Consider the following 26,349-nt stretch of genomic DNA (forward strand, 5'->3'; position numbering starts at 1 on the left):
AAGAATCCCATCGCCGATTAGGATGAGCCAATCGATCCATCGGCGGGGCTTCTCGGCGCGAACTGTGGAGGGGGCCGATCGGTCCGACCTGGGTCGTGCGAACCCGGATCGCCATCCCCGCCGAAGCTCTGTTTTCGACCATGGCAGTGAAATGCGACGCAATGCCATTGCGGTCCAACATGCACGCACGGATCACTTCACGAATCTAGGAGCCCACGATGGACCTGCAAACCGATGTGCTTGATGCCAAAGGCGCGGTGGATTTGACTTCAGAGGCCATCCTTCAACAGCTCGGCAGCAGTCTCGATGGACTGAGCCAGGCCGAGGCGCAGCAGCGCCTGATCCGTTTCGGCGCCAACAGCCTGCCCGAGGCCAAGGAGAGTCTGCTCAGAAAGCTGCTGCACTATTTTTGGGGACCCATTCCCTGGATGATCGAAATGGCTGCGCTGCTGTCGGCACTCGTGCGCCATTGGACAGATTTCGCCATCATTGTGCTTCTGCTTTTGTTCAATGCAGGGGTGGGGTTTTGGCAGGAATACAAGGCTTCGAGCGCGCTGGACGCACTGAAAAAGCAACTGGCCCTCAAGTGCCGGGTGCGCCGTGATGGCCAGTGGGTCGAGATCGATGCAGCCCAACTCGTCGTGGGCGACCTGGTGCGCGTGCGTCTGGGCGACATCCTGCCGGCAGACCTCAAGCTCCTGCAGGGGGACTTTCTGAGCGTCGATCAATCTGCGCTGACCGGCGAATCGTTGCCAGTCGATCGCAAGGCTGGCGACGTTGTGTACTCGGGTTCGATTGCCAAGCAAGGCGAGATGGTCGGCTTGGTCTTTGCCACCGGCGCGCGTACATATCTGGGGAAAACTGCCGCACTGGTGCAGAAGGCCGGCTCCGTCTCACATTTCCAGAAAGCTGTGCTCAGCATCGGCGACTATCTGATCTACGTCAGTCTGGGCTTGGTTGCCATGTTGGTGCTGGTCGAACTTGCGCGCGGCCTTCCTTGGCTGGACCTGCTGCAATTCGCGCTGATCCTCACGGTAGCCTCAATTCCGGTGGCCATGCCTGCTGTCCTCTCGGTCACCATGGCATTGGGAGCCCTCGCGCTGTCGAAGGAAAAAGCCATCGTATCGCGCCTGGAATCCATTGAGGAAATGGCGGCCGTGGACGTTCTTTGCACGGACAAGACCGGCACGCTGACGCAGAACAGGCTCACGCTGGGCGACCCAATTCTGATGACGGCAGGCAGTGCCGCGACGCTCAACCTGCACGCTGCGCTTGCCAGCCAGAGCGACAACGGCGATGCGATTGATAGCGCCATTTACGCAGCGCTGGCAATCAAAAACTTGCCGGACGGATATGTCGCGCAGCACTTCAAGCCCTTCGATCCGGTGGGCAAGCGTAGCGAGGGAACATGGGTGGACGCGCAGGGCCAACGCATCACGGCGAGCAAGGGTGCACCACAAGTGATGCTGAATCTGGTCCAGGCCGATGCCGAGGCGCGAACCCGGGCTCAGACGTGGATCGACGCACAGGCAAGCAAGGGCTTTCGAACCCTCGGCGTGGCAACCCGCGTTGCAGACGGCCCCTGGCAGCTTGACGGCATCCTGGCACTGTTCGACCCGCCCCGCACCGACTCGGCGCAAACCATTACCGACGCAAAGCAGCATGGCCTCATGGTCAAGATGGTGACAGGCGACAACGTGGCGATCGCGCGCGAGATTGCAGGACAACTCGGCATCGGGCGCAACATCGTGGCCGCCGACGCGGTGTTTGGTGCGCAGAATCCACCGGGGATCGGCCTCGCCGATCAGGTTGTCGCCGCAGACGGCTTTGCACAAGTTTTTCCCGAGCACAAATATGGCATTGTCAAAGCGCTGCAGGATGCGGGGCATCGTGTGGCGATGACTGGCGATGGAGTCAACGACGCGCCAGCGCTCAAGCAGGCCGACGTGGGGATTGCCGTATCCGGCGCGACCGATGCGGCCCGTGCTGCGGCGGCACTCATCCTCACAGCACCGGGCCTGTCAACCATTGTCAAGGCGGTCGAGGAGGCGCGGCGCATTTTCGAGCGCATGAACAGCTATGCGATCTACCGCATCACGGAGACCATTCGCATCATGGTGTTCGTGGTGCTTGCGATGCTGGCCTACAACTTCTACCCGATCACCGCAGTGATGATCATTCTTCTGGCCTTCTTCAATGACGTGCCGATCATGACCATTGCCTATGACCGCACCGCAGTCGATCCGCAACCCGTGCGATGGGACATGCGCCAAGTGCTGACCGTGTCCACAGTGATGGGCCTGACCGGTACGGCGGGCAGCTTCTTGATGCTGTACCTGGCACTGGACTGGTTGCACCTGCCCATCCCCAAGGTGCAAACCTACATCTTTCTCAAGATGGCCGTGGCCGGGCACCTCACGCTGTTTGTCTCGCGAACGCGGCAGGCCTATTGGCGCAAGCCCTACCCAGCTCCCATCATGATCTGGTCCGCAGTGCTGACCAAACTCGCCGCCACGCTGTTGTGCGCCTGGGGGTTTGGCTTGATTGCGCCGATTTCCTGGCCCGAGATCGCGCTGATCTGGGGCTACTCCATCGCATGGTCTGTGCTGACGGACTGGACGAAGCGAATGGTCTACAGGCATTTCGAGCACAGCGTGCCGCGCCACCGCAAGTTCCTCAGCTTTCTCAAACGCCGAACCCTATGAAACTCGCGTGAAGCGACCCAGCAGGGGCGCACCCAAAACACCGATCGCAAGCCAGTCAAACACGGCGCGCGAGTCTTGCATCAACGTCGAAAGACAACGTTCATTTGGACATCGGCGTTGACCAATGGCCGCACATTCTTGCAATAAGTTACGGGTAAAAGATGAACAATAGTCCGCTGACCCTGTCCAATTCCGATTGGCATGCCGCCGTGTGCCTTTGCCCGTAATCAGCCGCACCGACCCCCTGATGTCCACCACACTCGCGTCCGAATCGCTCAAGAAAACACCTCCAACCCCAATGACCGCGCAGGAGCGCCGTTCCAGCATGACGCTGGCGTCCATCTACGGGCTGCGCATGCTTGGTCTGTTTCTCATCCTTCCGGTTTTTGCCATTTATGCGAGAACCCTTCCTGGCGGGGATGATCACCTTCTCGTGGGTCTTGCGCTGGGCATTTACGGCCTGACCCAGGCGGTATTGCAAATTCCCTTCGGTATTGCGAGCGATCGGTTCGGACGCAAGCCGGTCATGATGTTCGGGATGGTGATCTTCGCGCTTGGCTCCTTCATGGCCGGGGCATCGCACACACTCGATGGCATCATCGTCGGCCGAGCGGTCCAAGGTGCTGGGGCCATTTCTGCGGCGATTTCGGCGATGATCGCGGACTCCACCCGAGACGAGAACCGCACCAAGGCGATGGCCATGGTCGGTATGACCATCGGCATGAGCTTTATCGTTTCGTTGGTCGCGGGTCCGCTGCTTTATCACGTCATTGGCGTACCGGGCATGTTTGTCCTCACCGGTGTTTTAGCGCTGATTGCCATCGCCGTGATCAAGTGGGTAGTCCCCGACGCCCCAATGACCGCGCGTGCCGAAGAGCTTGGCAGCTCGGCGCCACGCGACTCGGTGTTGACGCCCGCTTTGCTTCGCCTGCATTTCAGCATTTTCGTGGTCAATTTCACCCAGGTCGCCATGTTCGTGGTCGTGCCGCTCGCCTTGGTGCATCGCGCTGGCATTGCGGTGCAACACCATTGGATGGTGTACCTGCCGGTGACACTTGGCTCGTTCATCGTTGCCGTGCCGGGCATCATTTGGGCAGAAAGCCGTGGCCACATGCGCCCGGTGTTCATTGGTGCGGTGGCTCTCATGGTGCTGACCATGTTGGGATTCGCATTTGGCTACACCGAGCCTGTTCCACTCATTGCCTCGCTGTTTTTCTTTTTCGTGGCATTCAATGTCATGGAGGCGCTCATTCCTTCGCTCGTGTCGCGCACGGCGCCGCCAGCACGCAAGGGGCTTGCGCTCGGCGTCTATAACACCGCGCAGTCACTTGGTCTGTTTGCCGGCGGCGCATTGGGGGGATGGATTGCGAAATCCTGGTCGGCTGAAGGCGTTTTTCTGGCATGCGCCGCCCTGTCACTGGTTTGGCTCGTCGTGGCTTTGTTTATTCAGCCACCGCCCAAGCGGGCGCATTGACGCCCCACTGAATCCGTCGCCCGGGGAAAGGATGGGCGCACGAGGCGCCGATGCGTCGTGCGCGCCGTGCGATTGCCACACCGGAGTCCAAGTCATCGACAGGATCAAAAATCACATCGTTGGGGTTGCTGCGCTTGCAGCGGGTTTGGCGCTTGGCGCCTGCAGCCACCGCCCGCTGCACTGGGATATGGATTACGTTGGCCCCCAGATGGCGCCTTTGCAATTCACGAATATGCAAACGGCAGACCATCAGCGCGTCTCCGCAAGCCATTACCTTGGCAAAGTCGTCCTGGTGTATTTTGGCTACACCCATTGCCCGGATGTGTGCCCGCTGACCATGGCCCACATGGCGCGCGCGGTCCAGCTGCTCGGCCCAAAGGCCAAGAACGTGCGCATCCTGTTTGTCACCGTTGATCCGCACCGCGATACGGGGCCTGTTCTCCGCGCGTATGCCAGCGCCTTCAGCCCCGAGGCGCGCGGCATCACGGGGTCGCCACAACAGATCAAGGCGCTTGCCACCCGCTACCACGTGGCCTATTCGTATGGCAAACCCGATGAGGCAGGCAACTACACCGTGACTCACAGCGCGGCGATCTATGTCTTCGATGAACAGGGGCACGGCGAACTCATCGGGACGGAAGCGACGCCACCGGACCAGATTGCCCACGATCTGAAGCAGATCATCCGGCTCGGCTAAACGTGTCGTTCGGGCCCACACCCATGCAGCCACCTCTCGCAGCAGCCACGATGCCCCAGCGCGCATTGCGCAAGCGCGCGTGGATGCGTCTGGCCAAGACGCGGTCGCGGCGGTTGTTCCTGCAGTTCGGGCTGCCGTGGGGCGGCGCGCTGCTGGTGGGGCTGGTGGCGGTGCTGTATGCGCGCTGGAGCAACGACGCCTACGAGCTCTTCCTGGGCTGGATCGCCGGGCGGCCCTGGCTGGCCTTCCTCATCACGCCCGCCTTCACCGTGCTGGCCGTGTTCCTCACCCGCCGCTGGTTCTCCGGCAGCGAGGGCAGCGGCATCCCGCAGGTCATCGCCGCCCTGCACGCCCCGCCCGACGAAACCCTCATGCACCGCCTCTTCGGCCTGCGCGTCATCGCCGGCAAGCTCGTCGTCTCGCTGCTCGGCTTCCTGGGCGGCATGACCATTGGCCGCGAGGGCCCCACGGTGCACATCGGCGCGGCCATCATGGCCGAGACGCGCCGCTTTTATCCCCATCGCAACCCGCGCCTGGAGCGCCAGCTCCTGCTCGCAGGGGCCGCTGCCGGGCTATCGGCAGCCTTCAACACGCCGCTGGCCGGCATCATCTTCGCCATCGAGGAGCTGGCGCGCGACTTCGAGAGCCGCACCAACGGCACCATGATCACCGCCGTGGTGTTCTCCGGCCTGACCTCGCTGGCGCTGGCCGGCAACTACCTGTACTTCGGCCAGCTCAACGTGCCGCAGAACTTCCACCTCGCGTTCGTGCTGCCGGTCGTGCTCACCGCCATCGCCTGCGGCCTGCTGGGCGCCGCCTTCAACTGGGCGCTGCTGCGATGGGAAATCTGGATGCCACGCCCGCTGCAGGCATGGCGCGCGAACAAGCCCTTGCTGTATGCGCTGGTCATCGGTCTGGCCATCGCAGCCCTGGGCGTGGGCACCGGCGGCCAGACCTGGGGCAGCGGCTATGACCAGGCCCGGCACCTGCTCGACGGCGCCGCCCCCCTCAGCGAAGGCTACGCCATCACCAAATGGGCCGCCATGGTCGTCAGCTACATGGCCGGCATCCCCGGCGGCCTGTTCTCCCCCTCGCTGTCCATCGGCGCCGGACTCGCCCAGTGGATCCATGCCGCCTTCGCCTGGGCGCCCATGCCCGCCCTCATCGCCCTGTGCATGACCGGCTACCTCGCCGCCGTCACCCAGTCCCCCCTCACTGCCTTCGTCATCGTCATGGAAATGACCAACGGCACCGGCATGGTCATCCCCATGATGGCCACCGCCCTCCTCGCCTCACGCATCGCCAACCTCTTCACCCCGCCCCTGTACGAAGCGCTCGCCGAAAAAAACTACTTCCCCAAACTCCCCACACCGCCCACGCCTCCCACGCCACCCGCGCCTCCACACCCCTGAGCCCCACCCCCCTCGCCCGGCGTGGCACGGCTGACTCGATCGGTCGTTCCGCTACGCTTGCAACGGGCGCATTGCTTGACATGCGCAAGGATTCTCAGCACGTTCTTTGGAGACCCACACCCCTCGGCGCACACCAGTCAGCGTCACCCAGTACAAGCCGGGGTCGCCGCGCTCGCGAAGCGCCAACGTTGGCCAATGACGGCAAAGATGCTTCCACGAGGCGACGACCTTCTTGACATCCACCCCGACCTTGGCCTGAGGCTTGTAGTCCAGTTGGCGGCGGAACTCGGCCCAGCCCTGGTCCAGGATCAACTTGTTCAAACCCGATTTAGCTCGGACATGCCTGCCCGGTGCCTCGGCCGTGCCCGCAGCGCTGCGCGACATGTTCCTCACCTGCAAGTCCTCGATACACACCATCGCTTGGTTTTGGCTGATCGTGGTCGTGGCCTTGTGCAGGAAGTCGCACCGGACATTGCCGATACGGGTGTGCATGGTTTGAACCCTCCGTTTGGCCTTGTGCCAGTTCTTGCTGAACTTTACCTTGCGGCTCATCGCCCGCTGGTACCGCGCAAGCCGCACCGCGTGCGTCCTGAAACTGTTCAGCGGTGCCAGGAACTTGCCATCCGAGAGGGTTGCAAAGCGGGTGATCCCCGCGTCGATCCCGATGCAAGGCCAAGGCAGTGACTGCCACGGCGCGCAAGATCGCGGTCTTGTTCGACAACGCGATGCGCTTCGGCATGAGGTATGTCGATCCCGGCGCGGATCACTACGAGCAGCGCTACAGGGAGCGCGTCATCAAGCAGTTGCATCGGCGCGCCGCGGAGTTCGGCTTCGCGCTGCAACCGGCGCAGGGCGTTTCTTAGGAATCCAGCTCCAGCGCCTGCCGCCCGATCTTCTCGTGCAGTGGCGCCAAATCCACGGCCTGCTCGGATTTGCGCCCGAACACGTCGGCAGCGTGCTCCAGGAGCTGCCGCCTCCACTCGGTGATCTGGGTGGGATGCAACGCGTATTGCTGACTCAGCTCGGCCAGGGTCTTGTCATCGCGCAGCGCCGCAAGCGCCACCTTGGCTTTGAACTCCGGGCTGTGCACGCGGCGCTGACGTCGACCCGATGTGGGTTTGTTGTTCATCATCTTCGCTCCTCTGCCAGACCCTTCTCGGCCCAGCAAGAAACCAGATCATCCACTTATCCCGCTGTTCAGAAAAACCGAGCCACTTCTCTTCGCCATGCAGCCCCGGGAGGGCAACGATTTGCCGCTCAGGGACGGATGCGTGGCAGCTGCGTCCGCATTTAGTCAAACATTCATATATTGCTTTGTTTTTTCGATTTTTATAGGTTAACAATTCCATATCTGTTCTATAGAATATATCTTTATCTCATTTTTCCAAATGAGTCTCTAACAACGAGATCTCGCCTCGAGTCATCCGGTGGCGTGAATCTCTTCGGGCGGCTTCGTCGCTGCCCTTGGCCTGGGCTACGCCCAGATGGTTTGCGCGCTCGCCTGGGTGCGCTCTAAGGCGTGGACGTTCGACGTGCGCACGTCCTGCCAAGTCGCCATGGTCCGCCTTGCGCCGGCCATCCCCTCATTGGGCAGCAATCTGCCGCCCACGACTTTGGAGATGCCATGAGTAGTCAGATATCCGACACATCGACACCTCACCCCCATGTTGCCAACGGGCGCCCGGCGCCTGCCTTCGCTGTACTGGGCGCGGGAAGCTGGGGAACAGCCCTGGCTGCCGCATTGCGGCGCGGCGGTTGCCGTGTGACGGTTTGGGCGCGTCGTGCCGATATGGCGCATGCAATCGAGACCGCGGGGCACAACCCCCGCCATCTTCCGGGTATCAGCCTTCCCCCGGGGATGCGTGCTGGCACGGACATGGCCAGTGTTGTGGAACATGTGGACGGCGTCATTCTTGCCGTACCCTCCACAGCATCGCGTGCCGTCGCACGCTGCGCATCTCCCTGGTTGACTGCGGACACGCCGGTTCTGGCAGCATGCAAGGGCATTGAGCACGTCAGTGGCGCGTTGATGACTCAGGTGCTGCAGGAGGAGCTGGGCGACGAGGCGCTCACGGGCGTCATCGCCGGCCCCAGCTTTGCTGATGAGGTTGCGCGCGGCCTGCCAACCCGGCTGACCTTGGCCATGCGCGCGCTGAGCGCGCCACGGCCGGTGGCACTCCGGACACACGCTTTCGCTGACGTGCTATGCCAAGCTCTGCATGGCGCCGGAGTTGCGTTGGAGCGTACGGACGATGTCATCGGGGTGCAAATCGGTGGAGCGCTGAAGAACATGATTGCCATCGCGTGCGGCATGGCCACGGCGCAGGGAATGGGGGAAAACGCGCGCGCCGCGATCGTCACCCGCGGCCTCGACGATATGCGTCGACTCACATTGGCGCTTGGCGGGCGCAGCGATACGCTTTTCTGCAGCAGCGGCGTCGGGGATCTGTTCCTCACGGCCGCCTCAGCCCACTCCCGCAACACGCGCCTCGGGCTGCGACTGGGGCGGGGTGAAAGTGCTGACGAATTGTCCGAGCTGACTGAAGGTGCACTCAGCAGCCAGTCGGTGCAGGTCTTGGAGCGCCGTCTCGGGTTGCAACTTCGGGTCCCCCGAGCGGTGCGCGATGTATTGGCGCGACGCGTCCATGTCGGGCGTGCCCTCCAGCGTCTGCTTCACGACGAGCTGGATCCAGCCGCGTCCCATGCCACGCGCCACGCGACCCTCACGGTGAGCGGCGGCCGCCTCGCCCACGATCCGACGGCGCGGCGCCTGAACGCGCAGTGCCGGTTGCAGCGCGTCGCCCAGTAAGGGGGAAGCAATGCGCGAGCCCACAATCCTGGCGACAGACCTCGACGGCACATTTCTAGGCGGCAACGATGCTCAGCGTGCCGAACTCCTGGACTGGATCGCCCAGCATCGCAGCGAAATCGTCCTGATCTTCGTCAGCGGCCGCGGGCAAGCCTTCATGCGTGAGCTCGCTGACACCTTGCCCGTGCGGCCCGATCATTGCATCGGCGACGTGGGCACCAGCGTGGCCTGTGGCCCGGAATTTGGGCCGCTGCCGGCACTTGAGTCCTGGCTGGATGGCAAATGGCCGATTGACGCGTCGGCGCGCATTGAGCGCGAGATGCAGCGGCACCCCCGCCTGCGTCCCCAGGCGCTGACGGGCGGGCGGCGGCGCTCCTATTTGTTCGACGATCCCGTCCCCGCGAAGGCGGCTGCCAAAGCCATGCGAGCCCTCGGCTTCGACACGCTGCTATCGGACAACCAGTATTTCGATGTGCTTCCTGCAGGGGTACAAAAGGGCCCGACCCTGTTGCGCACATTGCTGGCACTGGGTTTGCCCTCCCATCGCACACTGGTTGCGGGCGACACCCTCAACGATCTGTCGATGTTTGATACGGGCCTTGCCGGGGTTGCCGTGGGCAACCGCGAAGCGGCGCTCGACACTGCCATTCAAAACAAACGCAACGTTTACCGCAGCCCCCATCCGGGCGCGGCCGGCGTGCACGATGCGCTCAAGCGCTTTCACCAACTGGGGGATTTTCATGGCTTCATCGCTGGTCATCGTCTATCACAGGCAGCCCTATGAGGAACACGTCGAAGGGGGCAAGACTGTACTGAGGGAAAACGCAAGTCCCAATGGCATCGTCCCGGCACTGAAGGGTTTCATCGGCCAGGTGGATCGTGCGAGCTGGATCGCCTGGAAAAAGGCACCAGCGGGCAAACCGCCCAAATTTGAGCGCCGAATCACGGTGAGCGACAGCTACGGCTGCTACGAGGTGGTCCGCCTGCCGTTGACGGGGGAGCAGATCAACCAGTTCTACTACGTCACCTCCAAGGAAGCCCTGTGGCCGATCCTCAATAGTTTCCCAGCCCTGTACTCGACGGAAAACTGCGATTGGGCAACATTCAGGGAAGTCAACCGGCTGTTTGCCCAAGCCGCCTGCGAAGAAGCAGCACTCGGTGCCGTGGTCTGGGTGCACGACTACAACCTGTGGCTGGTTCCACGGTTCGTGCGCGCAATGCGGCCTGACTTGCGCATTGCGTTCTTTCATCACACGCCGTTTCCAGCACCCGATATCTTCAATATCCTGCCCTGGCGCGATGACATTCTGGACAGTTTGCTCGACTGCGATCTCGTCGGCTTTCACGTGCCCCGTTACGCGCGCAATTTCGCCGCGCTGGTGCAAGCGCTGCGCACGGTGGACACCATGGTGGAGCGCAAGGTCTATCCCGAATTGCGAGCGACCGGAACGGCCCTTGCCGAGCCGGTCACGCCGGTGGCCATCACGGTGGGCGGTCGCATCACGCGCATTGACTCCTTTCCCATCGGCACCCATGCCGAACTGATTCGCAAAACCGTCCGGAAGCCGGAGAACCTGGAGCGCGTGGCCGATATCCGGCGTCAGATCAGCGAGGACACGATCATCGTGTCCATTGGGCGCGTGGACTACGCCAAGGGCACGCGCGAAATGCTGCTCACCTACGAACGGCTGCTCAAGCGCCGCCCGGAGCTGCACGGTCACATCAAGCTTCTTGTCACGGCCGTCGCCGCAGCTGATGGCATGCGGGTCTACAAACGCGCACAGCAAGCCATTGAGCAACTCGTGGGGCGCATCAACGGACATTTCGGCACGCTGTCATGGCTACCCATTTTGCTGTCGACCACACCGATGCCTTTCGAGGAAGCGCTGAGCTACTACCGTGCCGCGGACATCTGCTGGATCACCCCGCTGCGCGACGGGCTCAACCTGGTCGCCAAGGAATTTGTTGCTGCCCATGTGAACGAAAGCGGCGTCCTGGTGCTCTCCGAATTTGCCGGTGCGTCCATTGAGCTGACCGACGCCGTACTGGTCAATCCCTACAGCATCAGCCAGATGGACGCGGCCATCGACCGCGCACTGGACATGCCGCGAGAGGAACAGCGCGCTCGCATGCAACGCATGGATGAACTCGTTGGTCGTTACGACATTACGCACTGGACCCGGCATGTGCTGGAATTGTTCGCGCAAATGCGCACAGACCCGCGCGTCGCACAGGCTCCAATCACCGCCGATACGCTCGGCTGACGGCTGTTTATGGTGCATTTGCATGCTCTGGATGTGGCTGCCATCGGCGTTTATGTGCTGCTGACCATCGGCATTGGCATTTGGACCGCGCGCGGTCATACAACCGCCGCTGATTTGTTTCTCGCAGGGCGGTCGCTGGGGCCTGTGGCCGTTGGGTTTTCGCTGTTCGCCTCCAACATCTCCTCCGACACACTGATTGGTTTACCGGGCGCAGCCTACGCAAGCGGTATCTCCGCGGCAAACTACGAGTGGATGGCCAGCGCAGTTCTGATGGTCTCGGTGTTCTGGGTCTACCCCGTTCTGATCCGTTCGCGGGTGACCACGCTGCCTGAATTGATGCAGCGGCGATTCGATGCTCGTATGCGTCGGTATCTGTCAGCCACCACGCTGTTCCTATCCATCGTGCTCGACACCGCCGGCACGCTCTATGCCGGAGCATTGGTCGTGACGACGCTCACGCCTGGCCTGAGCCTGACCGTCGCCACGTTGGCCATGGCCCTGTTCACCGCAACGTATACAGCTGCAGGTGGCCTGCGCGCCGTGGTGTATACGGATGTCATGCAGGCGCTGGTGCTGCTCGTTGGCTCGGCAATGCTGGCTTGGGTCGTGTTTGGGCATTACGACTACTCGTGGTCAAAAGTCCAGGCCGAGGTCCCAGCCAGTCACCTGACGCTCATCCGCCCGATGAATGACCCCGGGGTCCCATGGCTGGGCCTGATCACCGGTTTGCCGGTCGTGGGCCTTTATTACTGGACCATGAACCAATACATCATCCAGCGCGTGCTGGGTGCGCGTGACCTGCCAGCCGCAGGACGTGGCGCACTCCTGGCTGGCGGACTGAAACTTCTGCCGCTGTTCATCATGACGCTGCCCGGCGCAATGGCCATCCCGCTGCTGCCGCACCTGGCCCACCCAGACCAGGTCTGGCCAGAACTCGTGTTTCGCTTCGCCCCGGCGGGCCTCACTGGCGTCATGATTGCTGCGCTGCTTGCCGCGCTGATGTCGACCTGCTCAGCCACGCTGAATTCCGCCGCCACGCTGCTCACGCTCGACTTTCTGGTCCCCACCAGGCAACACTGGACGCAGGACCAGATGACGAGGGCAGGACGGATTTTCACCGTGATCATCGCTGTGGTCGCTGCAATGTGGGCACCGCAAATCGCGCATTTCCAGGGCCTCTGGGCCTACTTGCAACAGGTGTTCGCTTTTGTTGCGTCGCCGCTGGTGGCAATCTTTGTCCTTGGATTGGCTCTGCCATCATTGGGCCCCACTGCGGCCCTTCGCGGCTTGCTCAGTGGTCACGTCCTGAGTGCTGCGCTCTTCATCGCCCAGCAAGCCGGGTGGATGACGATCCACTTCACCGTCGTCGGGGGGGTGCTGTTCGCAGCCACGGTTGTCCTGACTTGCGGCTGGATGTCGGCCTTGGGGCCAAACGACCGAGCCGACCCGACCGGTTCTCGGGCAAGGTTGCTCTCACGCGTGAATCTGCCACACCTGCCTGCAGACGCGTACGTCCTGGCTGCCATTGTGTTGGCGGGCATCGGCAGCCTCTTATGGATGTTCTGGTAGCCGGGTGAAGCCATGCGCGACAACATTTTGAGTCCGGCTTGGATGTGGGCGCAGATGCACCACCCCGAATCCGTTGCCATTGTGATCACGGTGCTCGCGCTGCCAGTCTTCGCGCTGGGCACGCGCCTGGCCCTTTTTGTGCTGCCGCCTGGCAACGTCTGGCAATTGCTCCTTCTACGCACCCGCCACGCGCTGCGCGTCGTGTGGCTGCTGCTTGTGCTCAGACTGGACATGCTGCTCCTGTACCAGCAGGTCGCCGCCTGGGCCTGGGCTTTCACAGCGCGACGGCTTGTGCTGATTGCTGCGCTGTCTTGGCTTGCCATGCGCGTCGTCCAGGCCGGAGGCGACGCCGTGATGCTGCGTCGCGGGGGGCTGGGATTGCCCGACGACCCCAAGCTGCTGGACACCAACCTTCAGGCGCGCGGCACCCTCACCCGTGCCCGTGTGCTGACACGCGTCGTGAGCCTGCTCATTGTGCTGGTGGGGCTGTCCCTGGCCTTGATGAGCATTCCCGGCGTGCGTCAACTTGGCACCAGCCTTCTCGCCTCGGCTGGCATCGCCGGCGTTGTCGTGGGTTTTGCCGCCCGCCCTGTGCTCAGCAATCTCTTGGCTGGGCTGCAGATCGCGGTGACTGAGCCCATTCGCATCAACGATGTCCTCATCGTGCAGGGTGAATGGGGGCGCGTGGAAGAGATCACAGGGACCTATGTGGTGTTCCGGATCTGGGATGACCGACGGTTGATTCTTCCACTGCAATGGTTCATCGAGCACCCGTTCGAGAACTGGACCCGCACGAGCGCAAGCCTGCTTGGCACGGTGTTCCTATGGGTCGACTACTCGATGCCGATCGAGCCCCTGCGCACTGAACTCAAGCGAACCTGCGCCGCCGATCCTGACTGGGACGGGCGTCATGCCATCGTGCATGTCACCGACACAAACGAAGCCGCGCTGCAGGTGCGCTTTCTGGTCAGTGCCGCCAATTCGGCGCGGGTCTGGGAACTGCGCTGCCGCGTGCGTGAAGCCATGATTGACTATATGCAGCGCGAATGGCCAGAGCACCTGCCGCGCCGGCGTGTGCAGTGGGACGATGGCGCTGACCGCTCATCGCCCTCTGGGGGCTGAACGCTCCTTCATCCGCCTGAGGTCGGCGAAGCGCAAGGCACATAGCCCCTTGATTGGACGTCAGGCCACTGTGCGGTCCGGACAGGTTCAGATGATGGCACCACACGGCGGGTTGCAAGGCCGAGCCACGACGCGCCTCCACCCTGGGAGCCGATCGGCCGCAGCCCCATCTGCTGCCGGTTTGCGATGGCGTGGCGCTTTCACTCGGCATCCCACAGCTGGGAGGCCGCCTCGCGTTCGGGCGAGCCGCCTCATCGACTCATTTATATTGCGACAAGGGTCCGCATCGATGTGCACACGCCTTACGTTCCCCACCTGAGCGCCAGATTTTCCCGGAGCTAACTGATGAGCCAAGCATTCATCGTTGCCGCTGCACGCACCGCTGGAGGGCGACGCGGCGGACGCCTGTCGGGCTGGCATCCAGCCGACCTCGCAGCCTGCATTCTGGATGCACTGATTGACCGCACAGGTGCCGACCCGGCGCTCGTCGAGGACGTGATCATGGGGTGCGTCGGCCAGGCCGGAGAGCAGTCCGCGAATATCGCCCGCAATGCAGTGCTCGCGTCCACGCTTCCCGAGAGCGTTCCGGCAACATCGATCGACCGGCAATGTGGCTCCTCGCAGCAAGCCCTGCACTTTGCCGCGCAGGCGGTGATGTCGGAGGCGATGGACGTTGTGATCGCAGCGGGCGTGGAGAGCATGTCACGCGTGCCGATGGGCATGCCCTCGCTGCTGCCCTGGAAGCATGGCTTCGGCTCCTACGTCAGTCCGCAGATGCAGGCGCGCTACCCCCATGTGGAGTTCAGTCAGTTTGCTGGCGCCGAGATGATGGCCAAGAAGTACCGGTTGGATCGCGCCGCACTTGATGCGTTTGCCCTCCGCAGTCACCAGCGCGCCACTGAATCGACAAAGGCCGGGCACTTCGATGCCGAGATCGTGCCAGTGGCTGTTCGCATGCCGGATGGCACGAGCCCCGACGAGCTGCACACGGTGGATGAAGGCATCCGATTCGACGCTTCCCTGGACGCGATCTGCGCAGTCAAACCGATCGCAGAAGGTGGTGTCTGCACGGCGGCAACCGCAAGCCAGATCTGCGACGGCGCCAGCGGGGTCATGGTGGTCAACGAGCGAGGCCTCGCCAAGCTGGGTGTCAGACCCCTGGCACGCGTGCATCACATGAGCGTGCTCGGGCATGATCCGGTCATCATGCTTGAAGCACCGATCCCCGCAACGCAGCGAGCTCTGAACAAGGCGGGACTCGCAATCGAGCAGATCGATCTCTATGAAGTCAACGAGGCGTTCGCTCCCATTCCATTGGCATGGCTGCATGCGCTCGGGGCCGATCCACGCCGACTCAACGTCAACGGTGGTGCCATTGCGCTCGGGCACCCGCTTGGCGCGTCTGGAACCAAGCTGATGACTACGCTCGTGCACGCGTTGCACCAGCGTCGAGTGCGTTGGGGTCTTCAGACCATGTGCGAAGGTGGTGGCATGGCCAACGTGACCATCATCGAGCGCCTCTGACGCCCTCCTCACCGACAGGCGTTGGCCGCCGCTCGCGGAAAAGCACGCGAGGATTCCTCATGCGCGCGCCGGATTTCTCAGGCGGACATCTCAGGCTGACATGATTGTGACTGGCGTTGATGGCGCGGCCACGCGCCATCAACGCCGATGTCGAGGACGGACCGGGCGAGCCATTCATCGTTGGTGGATGGATCGCCGCCTCCACTGACGATAGCAGGAGCGGGCGATCCATGAGACGTGAACGTTGCGCCTGCGTGCGCGTCCAGCAAGTGCCTGCACCCTGTGCGCTACGCTTACCACCATGCCCTCATCGACGCAGCGGTTCGTCACGCATCTAATCCCAATCAATGTCCTTGTCGCCCTGGGATACGTTGCATTGGCCACCCTGCCGGCACTTGCCTTGACCCATGCCTCACCGCTTTGGCCATCAGCGGCGCTTGCAGCTTTCGCGGCACTGGTTTGGGGTTGGAAGGCCATGCCGGGGGTATTCGTGGGCGCCTATGCAGCCAATGTGCTTCTCTTCGGCTGGACTCCGCTGGGTGCGATCTGGGCGTCGGTGGGCAACGTCCTGGCCCCCCATGCTGGGACGCTGGGGCATGGAGCGATCCCATGTTGCTGAGAACCGCATCTGGTACGAGCCTCGCGGCGTTGCCTACTTCCTGATGTGGATGGGTTTGGCCAACGGCTTGCTCTCCGCCCTGTTTGGCGCCACGGGACTGATTTTCGTCGAGGGCGCTTCCAGCGTCGCGTTTTCGCTCACCCTGTTTCGCTGGGTCATCGCGGACGTCTGCAGCGTGGCGATGCTCGTTCCTGCGTCGCATCTGCTTTGGCTGCGGCGCCAAGGCCAGCTGCCACCGCACCCGCCTCAAGATTCCCGTGAAGTCTGGGGTGTCTTTCTCGCAGGCCTGGCCATTGGATCCTTCGTGTTTGTCGCCCCAGGCATCAGCCCGGCTGTGCGAGTCGGTTTGATGGGCATGCTCGTCCTCCCAGCGGTCTGGTCGATCTTTCGCCTGGACCTCTGGGTCACCGCCTTGTTGTTGGCGATGAACTCTCCCGCCACTAAACCGCTTGCGCGGTTGTCGTGGGGGTTTCGCGGGTCACAGACTTGGACTTGCCACGTTGCCGTGGCAGAGGTTTCGGTCTCGCCGCCACGCCCGTTCCAGGCGTGTGTTGCGTATTGAATGCGTCGATGAGCACCACCAACGCGCTGTTTTGGTCGCGTTGCATGACATGCCCGCAGTGCGGGCAGACATGCATGCGCTGCGCCAACGTCTTGGGAGCGAGTTCCCAGCACGGCGAGCAGCGCTGCGACGGTTTGAGCTGGCGCGTGTTGCTCAGATGCAGCCGCGTACCAGCTTCTTCCGCTTTGTACGCGAGCATCGGATGCGCCATGCCGAACCCTGCCGAGAGGATCTCCCGGTTGAGTCCGGCCTTTTGCCGCACGCGACGGCCCGGTGCATCCACCGTGCCCTTCGCGCTGCGGCTCATGGTCTTCGGAGCCAATTGCTCAGTCGCCAGGACGGCGCATTGCTGCACCAGCTTGGTTGTTTCCCTGTGCACGAAGTCCCGGCGCAAGTTGCCAATGCGATCGTGCAGCCGGGCGATGCGACGCCCGAGCCGTTTGAAGCGCAACGATCCCTTCGTCTTCCTGCCGCGCTGCCGCTGCAGCGCGGCAGTTCCTCGCGCAGCCAGCGCGGGTTATCGATGGTCTGTCCATCATCGAACGTCGCCCAGTCGTTGACGCCGAAATCCACCCCGCAGCGCTGATCGCCCGTGCGCTGGCGCGCACAAGTCGCGTCGGGCACGCGCAGCGTCACCGATACAAACCACTGACCGTTCCTGCGCGTGAGCGTGATGTCGTTGGGTTTGGCCTCAACCCCGAAGCGGTGCCGGCCGCGCGCCCGAATGGACATCGCAGCCTCGCCACTGCCGATGCGCAGCGTCGCACCACGGCCGCCGTGCTGCATGAGCTTCCAGCCAGCCGGGTCGGGATAGGCAAAGCCCGCGAACCGCTTGGCGGCCTTGAACCGCGGGAATCCGGGCGTTTGACCAGCTTTGACCCGGCGAAAGAACGACTGGAAGGCGAGATCCAGCCGCCGCAGCGTCTGCTGCAAGGCGTGGCTGCCGAGCTCCACGAACTGGGGCCGCGCGGCCTTGATCTGCGGCAGGAGGTTCTGCTGCTCGTCGTAAGAGATGGACTTCCTGGCCTTGTGCCAGGCGTCGATGCGCTCCTCGAGCACCGCGTTGTACAACTCGCAGTGCAGCCGCGTCCACGCATCCAGCCGCGCCATCTGCGCGGCATTGGGATACAGCTTGAGCGGGACCTTGCGCCATTGTATGCTGGCATTTTATCCAGCCAAAGACGGGACAACAAGTGCAAACCGCCCGCTTGACCCTCTCCTGCCCGGACGGCTTCGCCTGAGCGACGCTGTGCGTCGGGCCGGGCGAGGAAGGGGAATGCGCGGGCATTTGTTCAAGGACATCACAGAGCGCAGACAGCGAGAGTATGACCTGCAGATCCAGGCCGGCACGGATCCACTGACGGGGTCACCCAATCACTTCGCCCTCGAGCAGCACTTGCCAAAGGCAATCGCACGCGCTGGCCGCTTGGGCAGCGCGCTCGCGGTGGGTGTCGTCGATCTGGATGACTTCAAACTTGTCAATGACGCCTGGGGTCATGACGCCGGCGACCGATTGCTCAAGGCGTTGGCCATGCGTTTTCGATCCAGATTGCGGGCGTCAGACATGGTGGCAAGCCTTGGCGGGGACGAGTTTGTCGTGGTGATCGAGGATCTGGATCCGCTTGAGGCCGTCGCACAGCTTACGGCCGCCTTGTCACGTCTGCATGAGGCAGTGGAAACGGCGTTTGAGGCCGCTCCTGGTGTGCACGCGGAGATCGGGATGACCATGGGTCTTGCCCTGTTCCCCAAGGGCGGGCACGAAGCCAATGACCTGCTGCGCCAAGCCGACATAGCGATGTACCAGGCCAAGCGCCGCAAGCACGATCGTTCTGCCTGGTGGCAACTGAACAGCACCAGCGCGCCCCCGCCGGATGCGATGGAGGCGTTCGATGCCTACGGCGACGAGGCCCGGGCACTGCTGAGCAAAACAGCCGGGCACTTCAACGCCATTTGCGCGCAATTTGTCGAACCGTTTTACTCCGATCTGGAATCAAGCCCCACCCCAGCAGCATCCTGGGCCACTTGAGCGCGGAGGAGATCACGGCTCTCAAAACGCGCCAAGCCGAGCACTTGCGCTTCCTCTTTGCCACGGATACCAGACAGGAGGCAATCCGCCAGGTGGCGCAGCGTGCTTCCGTCGATTTCGGTTTTTTTTGCCCCTGATCAAAGCAGCTTTACGCGACGAGGTGTCTTATTGCGCTTGGAAGGCCCAATTCGTGACTCGAAAGTTTCCAATCCATCCGTCACACCCTGAACGCGTTTGTTGGGGCTGCGAGCGCTACTGCGCCGCAGATTCCATGCGCTGTGGCAACGGGTCCGAACGGACACAGCATCCGGCTGAGCTCATGGGTGACGACTGGGCCGATTTCGGACTGGATGCCGAGGCCGCGCGAGAGCCACCTTCAGCGGCAGTCGAAGCCCCAACCCGCGCGTAAACGCAGGCGTCGTGCACAAGCGTCCTATGTGCGCCCGTGCGCAGTCGGTCGTGCGGCATTTTTGCAGCGTCAGCAGTGCCAGCACGCGGTGCGTTATGGTTGGCCTGTGGCGCGGGTCCCTGTCGAGTGACTCGCAATGCCCCCAGAAATTGCGATACATCAATTAGGACGCATCAGAATAAGCCTATGTTGCACTGCCGTGGCATTGCACAAGGCAACCATGATGATGGAGATCCGAGGCGGCATACCGTCAGGGGCTATTCCGCAACAACGCGGCCGAGGGAACGCAGGAGTAAAACATGATTGACGGTACCGTGGTGGAGTTGTCGCGAGTGCAGTTCGCTGCGACAGCCCTGTATCACTTCCTGTTCGTCCCGCTGACACTGGGACTGAGCTTTTTCCTTGCGGCCGCCGAGACGGTGTACGTCACGACCGGCAAGGCAATCTACAAGGATATGGTGGATTTCTGGGGAAAGCTTTTCCTCATCAACTTTGCTTTGGGCGTGGCCACTGGGCTCACCATGGAGTTCGAGTTCGGCACGAACTGGTCCTTTTACTCCGGCTTCGTTGGCGATATTTTCGGCGCACCGCTGGCCATTGAAGGCCTGATGGCCTTCTTCATGGAGTCGACTTTCGTTGGCCTCATGGTCTTCGGCTGGAAACGTCTGACCAAGATGCAGCACCTGATCGTCACGTACTTGGTGGCCATCGGCTCGAACCTGTCAGCGCTGTGGATTCTCATCGCCAACAGCTTCATGCAGGATCCGCAAGGAGCGAAGTTCAACCCCGTGACCATGCGCATGGAACTCGCAAGCTTCGGCGACCTGATCTTTAGCCATGATGCCCAGGCCAAATTCGTCCATACGAGCATTGCAGGTTACGTAACCGCGTCGATTTTCGTCGTGGGCATCAGCGCCTGGTACATGTACCGTGGTCGTCATGTCGAGCTTGCCAAGCGTTCATTCCGCATGGCCTCGCTGTTCGGTGTGCTCGCCACGGCAGGCGTGATCACGCTTGGCGACGCCTTAGGGTTTGTCGGCGGGCAGGCACAGCCATCCAAGCTCGCCGCGATGGAAGCAATGTGGCAAACGGAACCCGCCCCAGCACCCTTCAATGTCATCGCTTGGCCATCGCAGAGCCAGAAGGCGAATCGGTTCGAGATTCAGGTTCCCTATGTGCTCACGCCGCTGTTGACGCACACCATGACGCAAACCGTGCCCGGCGTCGACCAGATCGTTGCCGGCAACGTCAAGCGCATTGAAGATGGCATTCCCGCGGTCGAGGCGCTCAAAGTGCTGAGTTCGGATCCGACCAACGCTCCGGCCTTGGCGCAATTCGATGCGCATCAAAAGGATCTGGGGTACGGCTTCCTGGTGAAGCGCTACGCGCCCGACCAGGACGTGAGCAAGGCCACACCTGCGGACATTCAGAAAGCCGCCTGGGACACCATCCCCGACGTGTTCAGCATGTTCTGGACCTTTCGTCTCATGGTCGGCATGGGGCTTCTGATGCTGGCATTCTTCGTCCTCTCGGTGATCTTTTCCATCCGCGGTGACATCATGCGGCAGCGCTGGTTCCTGAAAATCGCGCCATGGATGATTCCAGTGCCGTTTGTTGCTTGCGAAATGGGCTGGCTGACCGCCGAGATCGGCCGTCAGCCCTGGACGGTATTCGGGTTGCTGCCCACCTGGATGAGCGCATCGACGCATAGCGTGGGCTACATGGTTTTTTCGCTGGTTGGCTTTGTCACGCTGTATTCGATCTTCATTGCCATCGAGATGTATCTGATGGTCAAGTTCATCCGCAAAGGCCCCGAGAACGATGCCAGCGGCTCAGCCCCGCAACCGGCGTATGGACGCGGCGGCTTCGTTCCCGCAGGCGCGATGATGCGCAAGGAGGGCTGAATCATGGAACTCTATCTTGCACTGAAAGTGCTTTGGTGGCTTCTTCTTGGCGTTTTGCTCATGGGCCTGGCCATCATGGTGGGCATGGACATGGGTGTGGGCACCTTGCTGCGCTTCGTCGGCAAGACCGATACCGAACGCCGCGTGTGCCTGAACGCCATCGGCCCGCACTGGGATGGCAACCAGGTCTGGTTCATCCTGGGAGGCGGCGCCATCTTCGCTGCCTTTCCCCTGCTCTATGCCACGGCGTTTTCCGGCCTTTACATTGTGATGCTGCTGCTGCTGTGGACCATGATCATGCGTCCGCTGGGCTTCGAGTACCGCAGCAAGCTGCCCTCGGCGAACTGGCGCAATGTGTGGGACTGGGTACTTTTCGTCAGTGGCGCCGTGCCGATGATCATTTACGGAGCCGGCATGGGCAACATGTTCCTCGGTGTGCCCTTCCACTTCACCTGGGATCTACGCTCCTACTACACGGGCAGCTTTCTGTCGCTGCTCAACCCCTTCGCCGTGATGGCCGGTGTGCTGTCGCTTTCCATGTCGATCTACATGGGCGGCGTCATGCTGATGGGCCGTGCGGGCGGTGAAGTCGCCAGGCGCTCGCAAAAGGCTGCGATCGGCGCAGCGATTGTGGCCCTCGTGCTGTTCAGCATCGGCGGCTTTTGGGTTGCCACGATGAATGGCTACGTGCTCGACAAGGCCCCGGCTCCGGCCTTGGCGCAAAACCCCCTGCAGCAAAGCGTCAGTCTTCAACTGGGCGCTTGGCACGCCAATTTTCACGCGCACCCTGCCCTTTGGCTGGTTCCGCTGCTGGCGTATGCGGGCATGATCCTTGGTCTTTTGGCCGTGCGCGCCAACAGGCCCACGCTGGCCTGGTGGCTCGGTGCGCTGGCGTGGATCGGGGTCATCGGAACGGCCGGCGTGAGCCTTTTCCCCTTCATGATGCCCTCAAGCGCGAATCCTTCACAGAGCCTCACCCTGTGGAATTCCATCTCCAGCCAGACGACCTTGCAGTGGGCCACGGGATTCACCGCGGTGTTCGTGCCTCTCATCCTCTGGTACACGAGCTGGGCCTTCTGGATCATGCGCGGCACGGTGGACGCCAAAGCACTCGAGCATGACGGGCACGCGTACTGAATACAGGGAAGACCATGAAAACGTTCTTCGTCTTTATCCTTTATTTTTTGATCGCTGTCATCGCCATCGTCCTGGGCGTGATCATCGGTGACTATGGTTCGTGGTACTTCGCCTGGCTCGTCGGCACCGGCATGATGGTTCTGGTTGCGGCGGCCGGCGGCGCCTGGATGGACAGCCAGGAAGAGGATGCCAAGGCTGGCAAGGGCGCCCATTAGGCCGGCTTCGGCCCCAAGCTGGGCGCTTTGATCCGGGCGGGAGCCTTGTTGGCGGTGCGTGGCGACCTTCACATCGCGCAACGGGAGAGCGCCAAGCTCTCCGCCAGGGCTGACCGCCGCGGGCTCAGGCAGCGGGTCGCGTGAGCGCGTCCTGCAAATCGCGAAACGGGCCTGGTTGCGCAGCAAGGACCGCGGGGGTTCCCCGCTGCACGATACGTCCGCAATCCATCACCCCCACCTCGTCGACAAGCGTGGCCAGCGCGCCAAGGCGGTGCGTGATGAGTAACACCGTGCGCCCCTGCATCGCCGAGCGCAAGGTATCGAAAAGCTCGCGTTCCGTCGCCACATCCAGACCTTCGGTCGGTTCGTCCAGCAGCAGGACGGGCGCGTCTTTCAGCAAGGCGCGCGCAATCGCCACGCGCCTTGCCTGCCCACCCGAAAACCGCATGCCGCCTTCGCCCAACTGGGTGAGATAACCTTCCGGCAGACTCATGATGAAGTCGTGGATCTGCGCCACCCGGCACGCGGCGACGACCTCGCATTCCTGCGCATCAGGCTTCGCCAAAAGCAGGTTGTCGAGCACGGTTCCGTTGAAGATATAGGCGTCTTGCGACACGACGGCGAGCAAGGCGCACGCAGCATCGGGCGCGTACGAGCGCAGCTCGTACCCGCCCACGCGCACGCTGCCCTCTTCATAGTCCCAAAAGCGTGCAAGCACATTGACGAGGCTGCTCTTGCCCGCGCCACTTGCGCCGACGATGGCCAGTCTGCCGCCGCTTTGGATATCAAACGTCAACCCATGTAGCGCCCAGGGGGGGTGCGCAGCGTAGCGCATGCAAACCGCGTCGAACGCGATGCTCGCATCTCGCGGCCGGGGCGAAGGGCCAGCGGGCGTGCTGACCTGCGGTGTCACATCGACGACGGAGAAAATGCGCCGCGCCGCGGCAAGCATTTCGCCCAGCAACTGCAAGGCCACAGGCAGCGGCGCAACCGCCTCGAATGCGGCCAAGGCAAGAAGCGCCAGCATCGCAAGATCAGCCGGGGCCATGCGGCCTGCCGCGACTTTGGGTAAAACGCCGATCACCGCCAGCCACAATGCCAGATTTGCCGCCAGACCAACCGCTCCATTGGAGCGCCCGGTCAGATCGCTCAGGCGCCTTTGCCGCGCCAGCAGATCGGCAGACTGCTGCTGCACGCGTGCGTGCCACGCCGCTTCGCTGGCGTACACGCGCAGCTCGGCGCTCCCCGCCAGCGCATCGGCGGCCGTGCTGCGCATCGCCGCGCGCAACTGCAGCGCCTGCGCACCGGGCTGGCGGCCATGCCTGCGCGTCCACGCGGGCAACAGGACCCCGGCGGCGAACAGCAACAGCAGCGTCGACGCCGCCACGACCACGCTGAACCAGGCCATTGTGGCGATGATGACAATCACCGCTGCTGCACCCACCACGACGGGGACGAACAAACGCAGATAGACCTGGTTGAGCGTGTCGATGTCGGCCTGAATGCGTGAGAGGAGATCGGCAGCGCGGAATTGCTGCAATCGGGCTGGTGCGAGCGGCTCAAGCCGCACGTAGAACCAGACGCGCAACCGCGCCAGAAGCCGGAACGTCGCCTCATGGGTCAACAGGCGCTCGGCGTAGCGCCCACCGGTGCGGGTGATCGCAAAGGCGCGAATCACCGCTGCCGGCGTGAAGTAATTCAGCACTGCACCGGCGGCACCGGCGGCACCGGCAATCGCCATCGCCGAGACAAACCAGCCCGATAACGCAAGGAGACCGACGTTCGCCAGCAGTCCGGCAAGCGCCACTGCTGCTCCCCCCATCATCCAGCGCCAATAGGGCAGGAACAGTCTCCAGAGTCGCACCAGATCGGCGCGTGCCTGGCGCGGATCGCTCGGAGCACCGTCGTCGTCGCCGGGCACAAGCTCGGGCAGTGCGGTCGTGGCATCATGCGCAGCACGTACCGCTGCGCCTTGCACGGGTGTCGGTGCATCTTGGCGCTTCATGCCACTTCTGCACCGGTCTGCAGCATGCGCGCGAAGGCACCGCCGGCGTGCGCCAGTCGCTCGCGCGGCCCCGCATCCACCACGCGCCCGGCGTCAAGCACGACGACATGGTCCGCGAGCGCAAGGGTATGCAGCCGGTGGGTGAGCATGAGCACGGTTCGACCGCGCGCGAGTACCGCTAATGAGTCCATCACTTCACGTTGACTGCGCGCATCCAGATGCGCCGTGGGCTCGTCGAGCACCAGAACCGGAGCGTCTTTCAGGAACGCACGCGCCAGCGCGATGCGCTGAACCTGTCCGCCGGACAGCCCCGCGCCACGCTCGCCGAGCATCGTGTCGTAGCCGTGGGGGAGCGCACGAATGAACGCGTCAGCCTGCGCGGTGCGGGCGCAAGCCACAATTGCATCCAGGGATGCATCCGGTTTGCCCAAGCGGATGTTGTCGGCCACGCTGCCTGCAAAGACGTGCGCGCGCTGCGCAACCCAGGCGAGCTGCGCAAGCCATGCGTCTTCGCTCACCTCGGCAAGATCCACACCCGACACCAAGATGCGCCCGCGCTGCGCGCGGACGAAACCCAACAGCACGTTAAGAGCCGTGCTCTTGCCCGTGCCGCTGGCGCCGACAACGGCGGTGACGCTGTTCGCGGGGACTTCAAAGCTGCATCCGGCAAGAGCCTCGTGCTTGCCGTCATAGCTCACAAACACTTCGTCAAAGCGGATCGTGTGGGCAACGCGCGGCAGGCTTGCCAGCCCATTGCGGCGTGCAGGAAGCGGTTCAGCGAGGATCTGCAGGATGCGTTCGGAGGCCCCGATCGCGTCCATGCGCAAATGGTAGACGGCGCCCATGTTGCGCAGCGGCGCGTAAAACTCCGGAGCGAGCAGGAGCACGAAGAATCCTGGCAAAAAATGCAGCTCTCCCCACAGCAGCCGAAAGCCGATGAGCACTGCGACAAGTGCAATGCCCGCGGTTGCCAGAAACTCCAGCACCACCGACGACAGGAACGCCACGCGCAGCACTTGCATGGTGCTGGTGCGGTAGTTGTCCGAGATCTCCGCCACCACGTTAGCCTCGCGCTTGCTGGCACCAAACAGCTTCAGCGTCGTCAACCCTTGCAGCGTGTCGAGAAGGCGACCCGACAGGTACGCCAGCTTGCGCCACTGCCGCTGGTTGAGCTCCTCGGTGCCTTTGCCGATCAGCCACATGAACAGCGGGATCAACGGCCCCGTGATCAGCAGCACAGTCCCAGAAATCCAGTCAACCGGCAAGACGGCGATCAGAATCATCAGTGGTGCAAGCCCCGTGATACTCATGGTCGGCACATAGCGCGCGTAGTAGCCTTCCAGCGCCTCCACCCCGTTGACGACGCTATTGAGCAAATCACCACGCGATTTGCCTGCAATCCACACCGGGCCCAGGCGCTGCACGTGGGCTAGAAGCTTTGCGCGCAGATCCTGCCGCAGTTGCGCCCCAGCCTTGAACGCGACGCGCTCCGATGCCTGCACCAGGGCAAAACGCATGACGAAGATGGGCAGCAGCGCGGCAAGCCATGGCCACAGCGCGGCAAGCCGCGCATGGCGCATCACGCCGGCGTTGATGACCCAGGCAAGAAGCGCCGCCTGCCCGACCAGCAACAAGCCAGATCCCAGCCCCAGTGCCACCGCAATGTTGAGTTGGCGCTTGAGCCGCGGCTTGAAGCTCTTGAGCCAGACTTCAGGCTCGACTGCGGCAACGGAAGCTTCAGGAGTGGCGGACATGGAGTGCGATGCGCCAATGAAGGGCGTGAGCATGATGTTAGCCATGCCACCGCTGGCGCGCAGCTCGGGCAATCGCTTTCGTACCCCATTTTTGCGCATGCCCAATGCTTGACGCGGGTCAAAAGTGAGTTGCATCCAGATG

The 26,349-nt window shown here is 62.8% G+C and carries 20 protein-coding genes and 2 pseudogenes; 17 read left to right on the plus strand and 5 right to left on the minus strand.

Annotated features, from left to right (window positions below):
• Positions 1-218: 218 nt before the first annotated feature.
• From CD04_RS0110915 to CD04_RS0110935, 4 genes are all read left to right on the plus strand, one after another.
• Complete coding sequence (locus tag CD04_RS0110915) at positions 219-2,705, plus strand: plasma-membrane proton-efflux P-type ATPase (protein WP_031406698.1); 2,487 nt, start codon at positions 219-221, stop codon at positions 2,703-2,705.
• A 247-nt stretch (positions 2,706-2,952) separates the two neighbouring features.
• Positions 2,953-4,179: an MFS transporter gene (locus tag CD04_RS0110925; protein WP_038167735.1), complete on the plus strand. Its 1,227-nt coding sequence runs from the start codon at positions 2,953-2,955 to the stop codon at positions 4,177-4,179.
• Between the two features lie 232 nt (positions 4,180-4,411).
• Positions 4,412-4,876 carry an SCO family protein gene (locus CD04_RS0110930; protein WP_231480540.1) on the plus strand — a complete coding sequence of 155 codons (465 nt, stop codon included), beginning with the start codon at positions 4,412-4,414 and terminating at the stop codon, positions 4,874-4,876.
• 50 nt (positions 4,877-4,926) lie between these two features.
• Positions 4,927-6,288: a chloride channel protein gene (locus CD04_RS0110935; protein WP_051849114.1), complete on the plus strand. Its 1,362-nt coding sequence runs from the start codon at positions 4,927-4,929 to the stop codon at positions 6,286-6,288.
• Between the two features lie 261 nt (positions 6,289-6,549).
• Here CD04_RS0110935 and CD04_RS21735 read toward each other — a convergent pair.
• Positions 6,550-6,954: pseudogene (locus tag CD04_RS21735) on the minus strand (RNA-guided endonuclease InsQ/TnpB family protein); the annotation flags it as partial.
• Between the two features lie 14 nt (positions 6,955-6,968).
• Between CD04_RS21735 and CD04_RS0110945 the strand changes: the two are divergent.
• The gene (locus CD04_RS0110945) at positions 6,969-7,151 is read left to right on the plus strand and encodes a hypothetical protein (RefSeq protein WP_031406707.1); all 183 of its coding nucleotides are present in this window, start codon (positions 6,969-6,971) and stop codon (positions 7,149-7,151) included.
• A gap of 2 nt (positions 7,152-7,153) precedes the next feature.
• On the opposite strand, the pseudogene CD04_RS0110950 reads toward CD04_RS0110945, so the two are convergent.
• Positions 7,154-7,417: pseudogene (locus tag CD04_RS0110950) on the minus strand (transposase); the annotation flags it as partial.
• Between the two features lie 495 nt (positions 7,418-7,912).
• On the opposite strand from CD04_RS0110950, the gene CD04_RS0110960 reads away from it, so the two are divergent.
• The 7 genes from CD04_RS0110960 to CD04_RS0110990 all read left to right on the plus strand — a co-directional run bounded on the left by CD04_RS0110960 (position 7,913) and on the right by CD04_RS0110990 (position 16,195).
• Positions 7,913-9,097, plus strand: a complete 1,185-nt coding sequence (locus CD04_RS0110960; protein WP_081857897.1) for an NAD(P)H-dependent glycerol-3-phosphate dehydrogenase — start codon at positions 7,913-7,915, stop codon at positions 9,095-9,097.
• Between the two features lie 10 nt (positions 9,098-9,107).
• A complete protein-coding gene (locus tag CD04_RS0110965) occupies positions 9,108-9,881 on the plus strand; it encodes an HAD family hydrolase (protein WP_031406713.1) in 774 nt (257 codons plus the stop codon).
• Entirely contained in the window at positions 9,838-11,361 is a 1,524-nt protein-coding gene (gene ggpS, locus CD04_RS0110970) for a glucosylglycerol-phosphate synthase (protein WP_038167737.1), read from the plus strand. Before CD04_RS0110965 ends, ggpS begins: the two co-directional genes overlap by 44 nt.
• A 9-nt stretch (positions 11,362-11,370) precedes the next feature.
• Entirely contained in the window at positions 11,371-12,930 is a 1,560-nt protein-coding gene (locus tag CD04_RS0110975) for a sodium/solute symporter (RefSeq protein ID WP_031406718.1), read from the plus strand.
• Between the two features lie 12 nt (positions 12,931-12,942).
• The gene (locus tag CD04_RS0110980; RefSeq protein ID WP_031406719.1) at positions 12,943-14,052 is read left to right on the plus strand and encodes a mechanosensitive ion channel family protein; all 1,110 of its coding nucleotides are present in this window, start codon (positions 12,943-12,945) and stop codon (positions 14,050-14,052) included.
• A gap of 345 nt (positions 14,053-14,397) precedes the next feature.
• Complete coding sequence (locus tag CD04_RS0110985; protein WP_031406721.1) at positions 14,398-15,576, plus strand: acetyl-CoA C-acetyltransferase; 1,179 nt, start codon at positions 14,398-14,400, stop codon at positions 15,574-15,576.
• A 301-nt stretch (positions 15,577-15,877) separates the two neighbouring features.
• Positions 15,878-16,195 carry a hypothetical protein gene (locus CD04_RS0110990; protein ID WP_156030221.1) on the plus strand — a complete coding sequence of 106 codons (318 nt, stop codon included), beginning with the start codon at positions 15,878-15,880 and terminating at the stop codon, positions 16,193-16,195.
• 440 nt (positions 16,196-16,635) lie between these two features.
• Here CD04_RS0110990 and CD04_RS24585 read toward each other — a convergent pair whose 3' ends face one another.
• Entirely contained in the window at positions 16,636-17,208 is a 573-nt protein-coding gene (locus CD04_RS24585) for a zinc ribbon domain-containing protein (RefSeq protein ID WP_231480541.1), read from the minus strand.
• Positions 17,209-18,033: 825 nt separating this feature from the next.
• Between CD04_RS24585 and CD04_RS0111005 the strand changes: the two genes are divergently transcribed.
• The 5 genes from CD04_RS0111005 to CD04_RS0111025 all read left to right on the plus strand — a co-directional run bounded on the left by CD04_RS0111005 (position 18,034) and on the right by CD04_RS0111025 (position 22,448).
• Positions 18,034-18,783 carry a diguanylate cyclase domain-containing protein gene (locus CD04_RS0111005; protein WP_197033083.1) on the plus strand — a complete coding sequence of 250 codons (750 nt, stop codon included), beginning with the start codon at positions 18,034-18,036 and terminating at the stop codon, positions 18,781-18,783.
• A 190-nt stretch (positions 18,784-18,973) separates the two neighbouring features.
• A complete protein-coding gene (locus tag CD04_RS23190) occupies positions 18,974-19,192 on the plus strand; it encodes a DUF3079 domain-containing protein (protein WP_081858006.1) in 219 nt (72 codons plus the stop codon).
• Positions 19,193-19,491: 299 nt separating this feature from the next.
• Entirely contained in the window at positions 19,492-21,096 is a 1,605-nt protein-coding gene (locus CD04_RS0111015; RefSeq protein WP_031406731.1) for a cytochrome ubiquinol oxidase subunit I, read from the plus strand.
• A 3-nt stretch (positions 21,097-21,099) separates the two neighbouring features.
• Positions 21,100-22,233, plus strand: a complete 1,134-nt coding sequence (gene cydB, locus CD04_RS0111020) for a cytochrome d ubiquinol oxidase subunit II (RefSeq protein ID WP_031406733.1) — start codon at positions 21,100-21,102, stop codon at positions 22,231-22,233.
• A 14-nt stretch (positions 22,234-22,247) separates the two neighbouring features.
• A complete protein-coding gene (locus CD04_RS0111025; RefSeq protein WP_031406735.1) occupies positions 22,248-22,448 on the plus strand; it encodes a hypothetical protein in 201 nt (66 codons plus the stop codon).
• Between the two features lie 124 nt (positions 22,449-22,572).
• On the opposite strand, the gene cydC is transcribed toward CD04_RS0111025, so the two are convergent.
• Both cydC and cydD read right to left on the minus strand, forming a co-directional pair.
• Complete coding sequence (gene cydC / locus CD04_RS0111035) at positions 22,573-24,453, minus strand: thiol reductant ABC exporter subunit CydC (RefSeq protein ID WP_081857898.1); 1,881 nt, start codon at positions 24,451-24,453, stop codon at positions 22,573-22,575.
• Entirely contained in the window at positions 24,450-26,342 is a 1,893-nt protein-coding gene (gene cydD / locus CD04_RS0111040; RefSeq protein WP_231480542.1) for a thiol reductant ABC exporter subunit CydD, read from the minus strand. The genes cydC and cydD overlap by 4 nt, the downstream gene beginning before the upstream one ends.
• Positions 26,343-26,349 lie beyond the last annotated feature (7 nt).

Source organism: Thiomonas sp. FB-Cd (assembly GCF_000733775.1).
Lineage (GTDB): Bacteria > Pseudomonadota > Gammaproteobacteria > Burkholderiales > Burkholderiaceae_C > Thiomonas_A.

Coding starts and splice junctions, on each gene's coding strand:
- CD04_RS0110915 (WP_031406698.1), top strand. CDS start 219: ATGGACCTGCAAACCGATGTGCTTGATGCCAAAGGCGCGGTGGATTTG.
- CD04_RS0110925 (WP_038167735.1), top strand. CDS start 2,953: ATGTCCACCACACTCGCGTCCGAATCGCTCAAGAAAACACCTCCAACC.
- CD04_RS0110930 (WP_231480540.1), top strand. CDS start 4,412: ATGCAAACGGCAGACCATCAGCGCGTCTCCGCAAGCCATTACCTTGGC.
- CD04_RS0110935 (WP_051849114.1), top strand. CDS start 4,927: ATGCCCCAGCGCGCATTGCGCAAGCGCGCGTGGATGCGTCTGGCCAAG.
- CD04_RS0110960 (WP_081857897.1), top strand. CDS start 7,913: ATGAGTAGTCAGATATCCGACACATCGACACCTCACCCCCATGTTGCC.
- CD04_RS0110965 (WP_031406713.1), top strand. CDS start 9,108: ATGCGCGAGCCCACAATCCTGGCGACAGACCTCGACGGCACATTTCTA.
- ggpS (WP_038167737.1), top strand. CDS start 9,838: ATGGCTTCATCGCTGGTCATCGTCTATCACAGGCAGCCCTATGAGGAA.
- CD04_RS0110975 (WP_031406718.1), top strand. CDS start 11,371: ATGGTGCATTTGCATGCTCTGGATGTGGCTGCCATCGGCGTTTATGTG.
- CD04_RS0110980 (WP_031406719.1), top strand. CDS start 12,943: ATGCGCGACAACATTTTGAGTCCGGCTTGGATGTGGGCGCAGATGCAC.
- CD04_RS0110985 (WP_031406721.1), top strand. CDS start 14,398: ATGAGCCAAGCATTCATCGTTGCCGCTGCACGCACCGCTGGAGGGCGA.
- CD04_RS0110990 (WP_156030221.1), top strand. CDS start 15,878: ATGCCCTCATCGACGCAGCGGTTCGTCACGCATCTAATCCCAATCAAT.
- CD04_RS0111005 (WP_197033083.1), top strand. CDS start 18,034: ATGCGCGGGCATTTGTTCAAGGACATCACAGAGCGCAGACAGCGAGAG.
- CD04_RS0111015 (WP_031406731.1), top strand. CDS start 19,492: ATGATTGACGGTACCGTGGTGGAGTTGTCGCGAGTGCAGTTCGCTGCG.
- cydB (WP_031406733.1), top strand. CDS start 21,100: ATGGAACTCTATCTTGCACTGAAAGTGCTTTGGTGGCTTCTTCTTGGC.
- CD04_RS0111025 (WP_031406735.1), top strand. CDS start 22,248: ATGAAAACGTTCTTCGTCTTTATCCTTTATTTTTTGATCGCTGTCATC.
- cydC (WP_081857898.1), bottom strand. CDS start 24,453: ATGAAGCGCCAAGATGCACCGACACCCGTGCAAGGCGCAGCGGTACGT.
- cydD (WP_231480542.1), bottom strand. CDS start 26,342: ATGCAACTCACTTTTGACCCGCGTCAAGCATTGGGCATGCGCAAAAAT.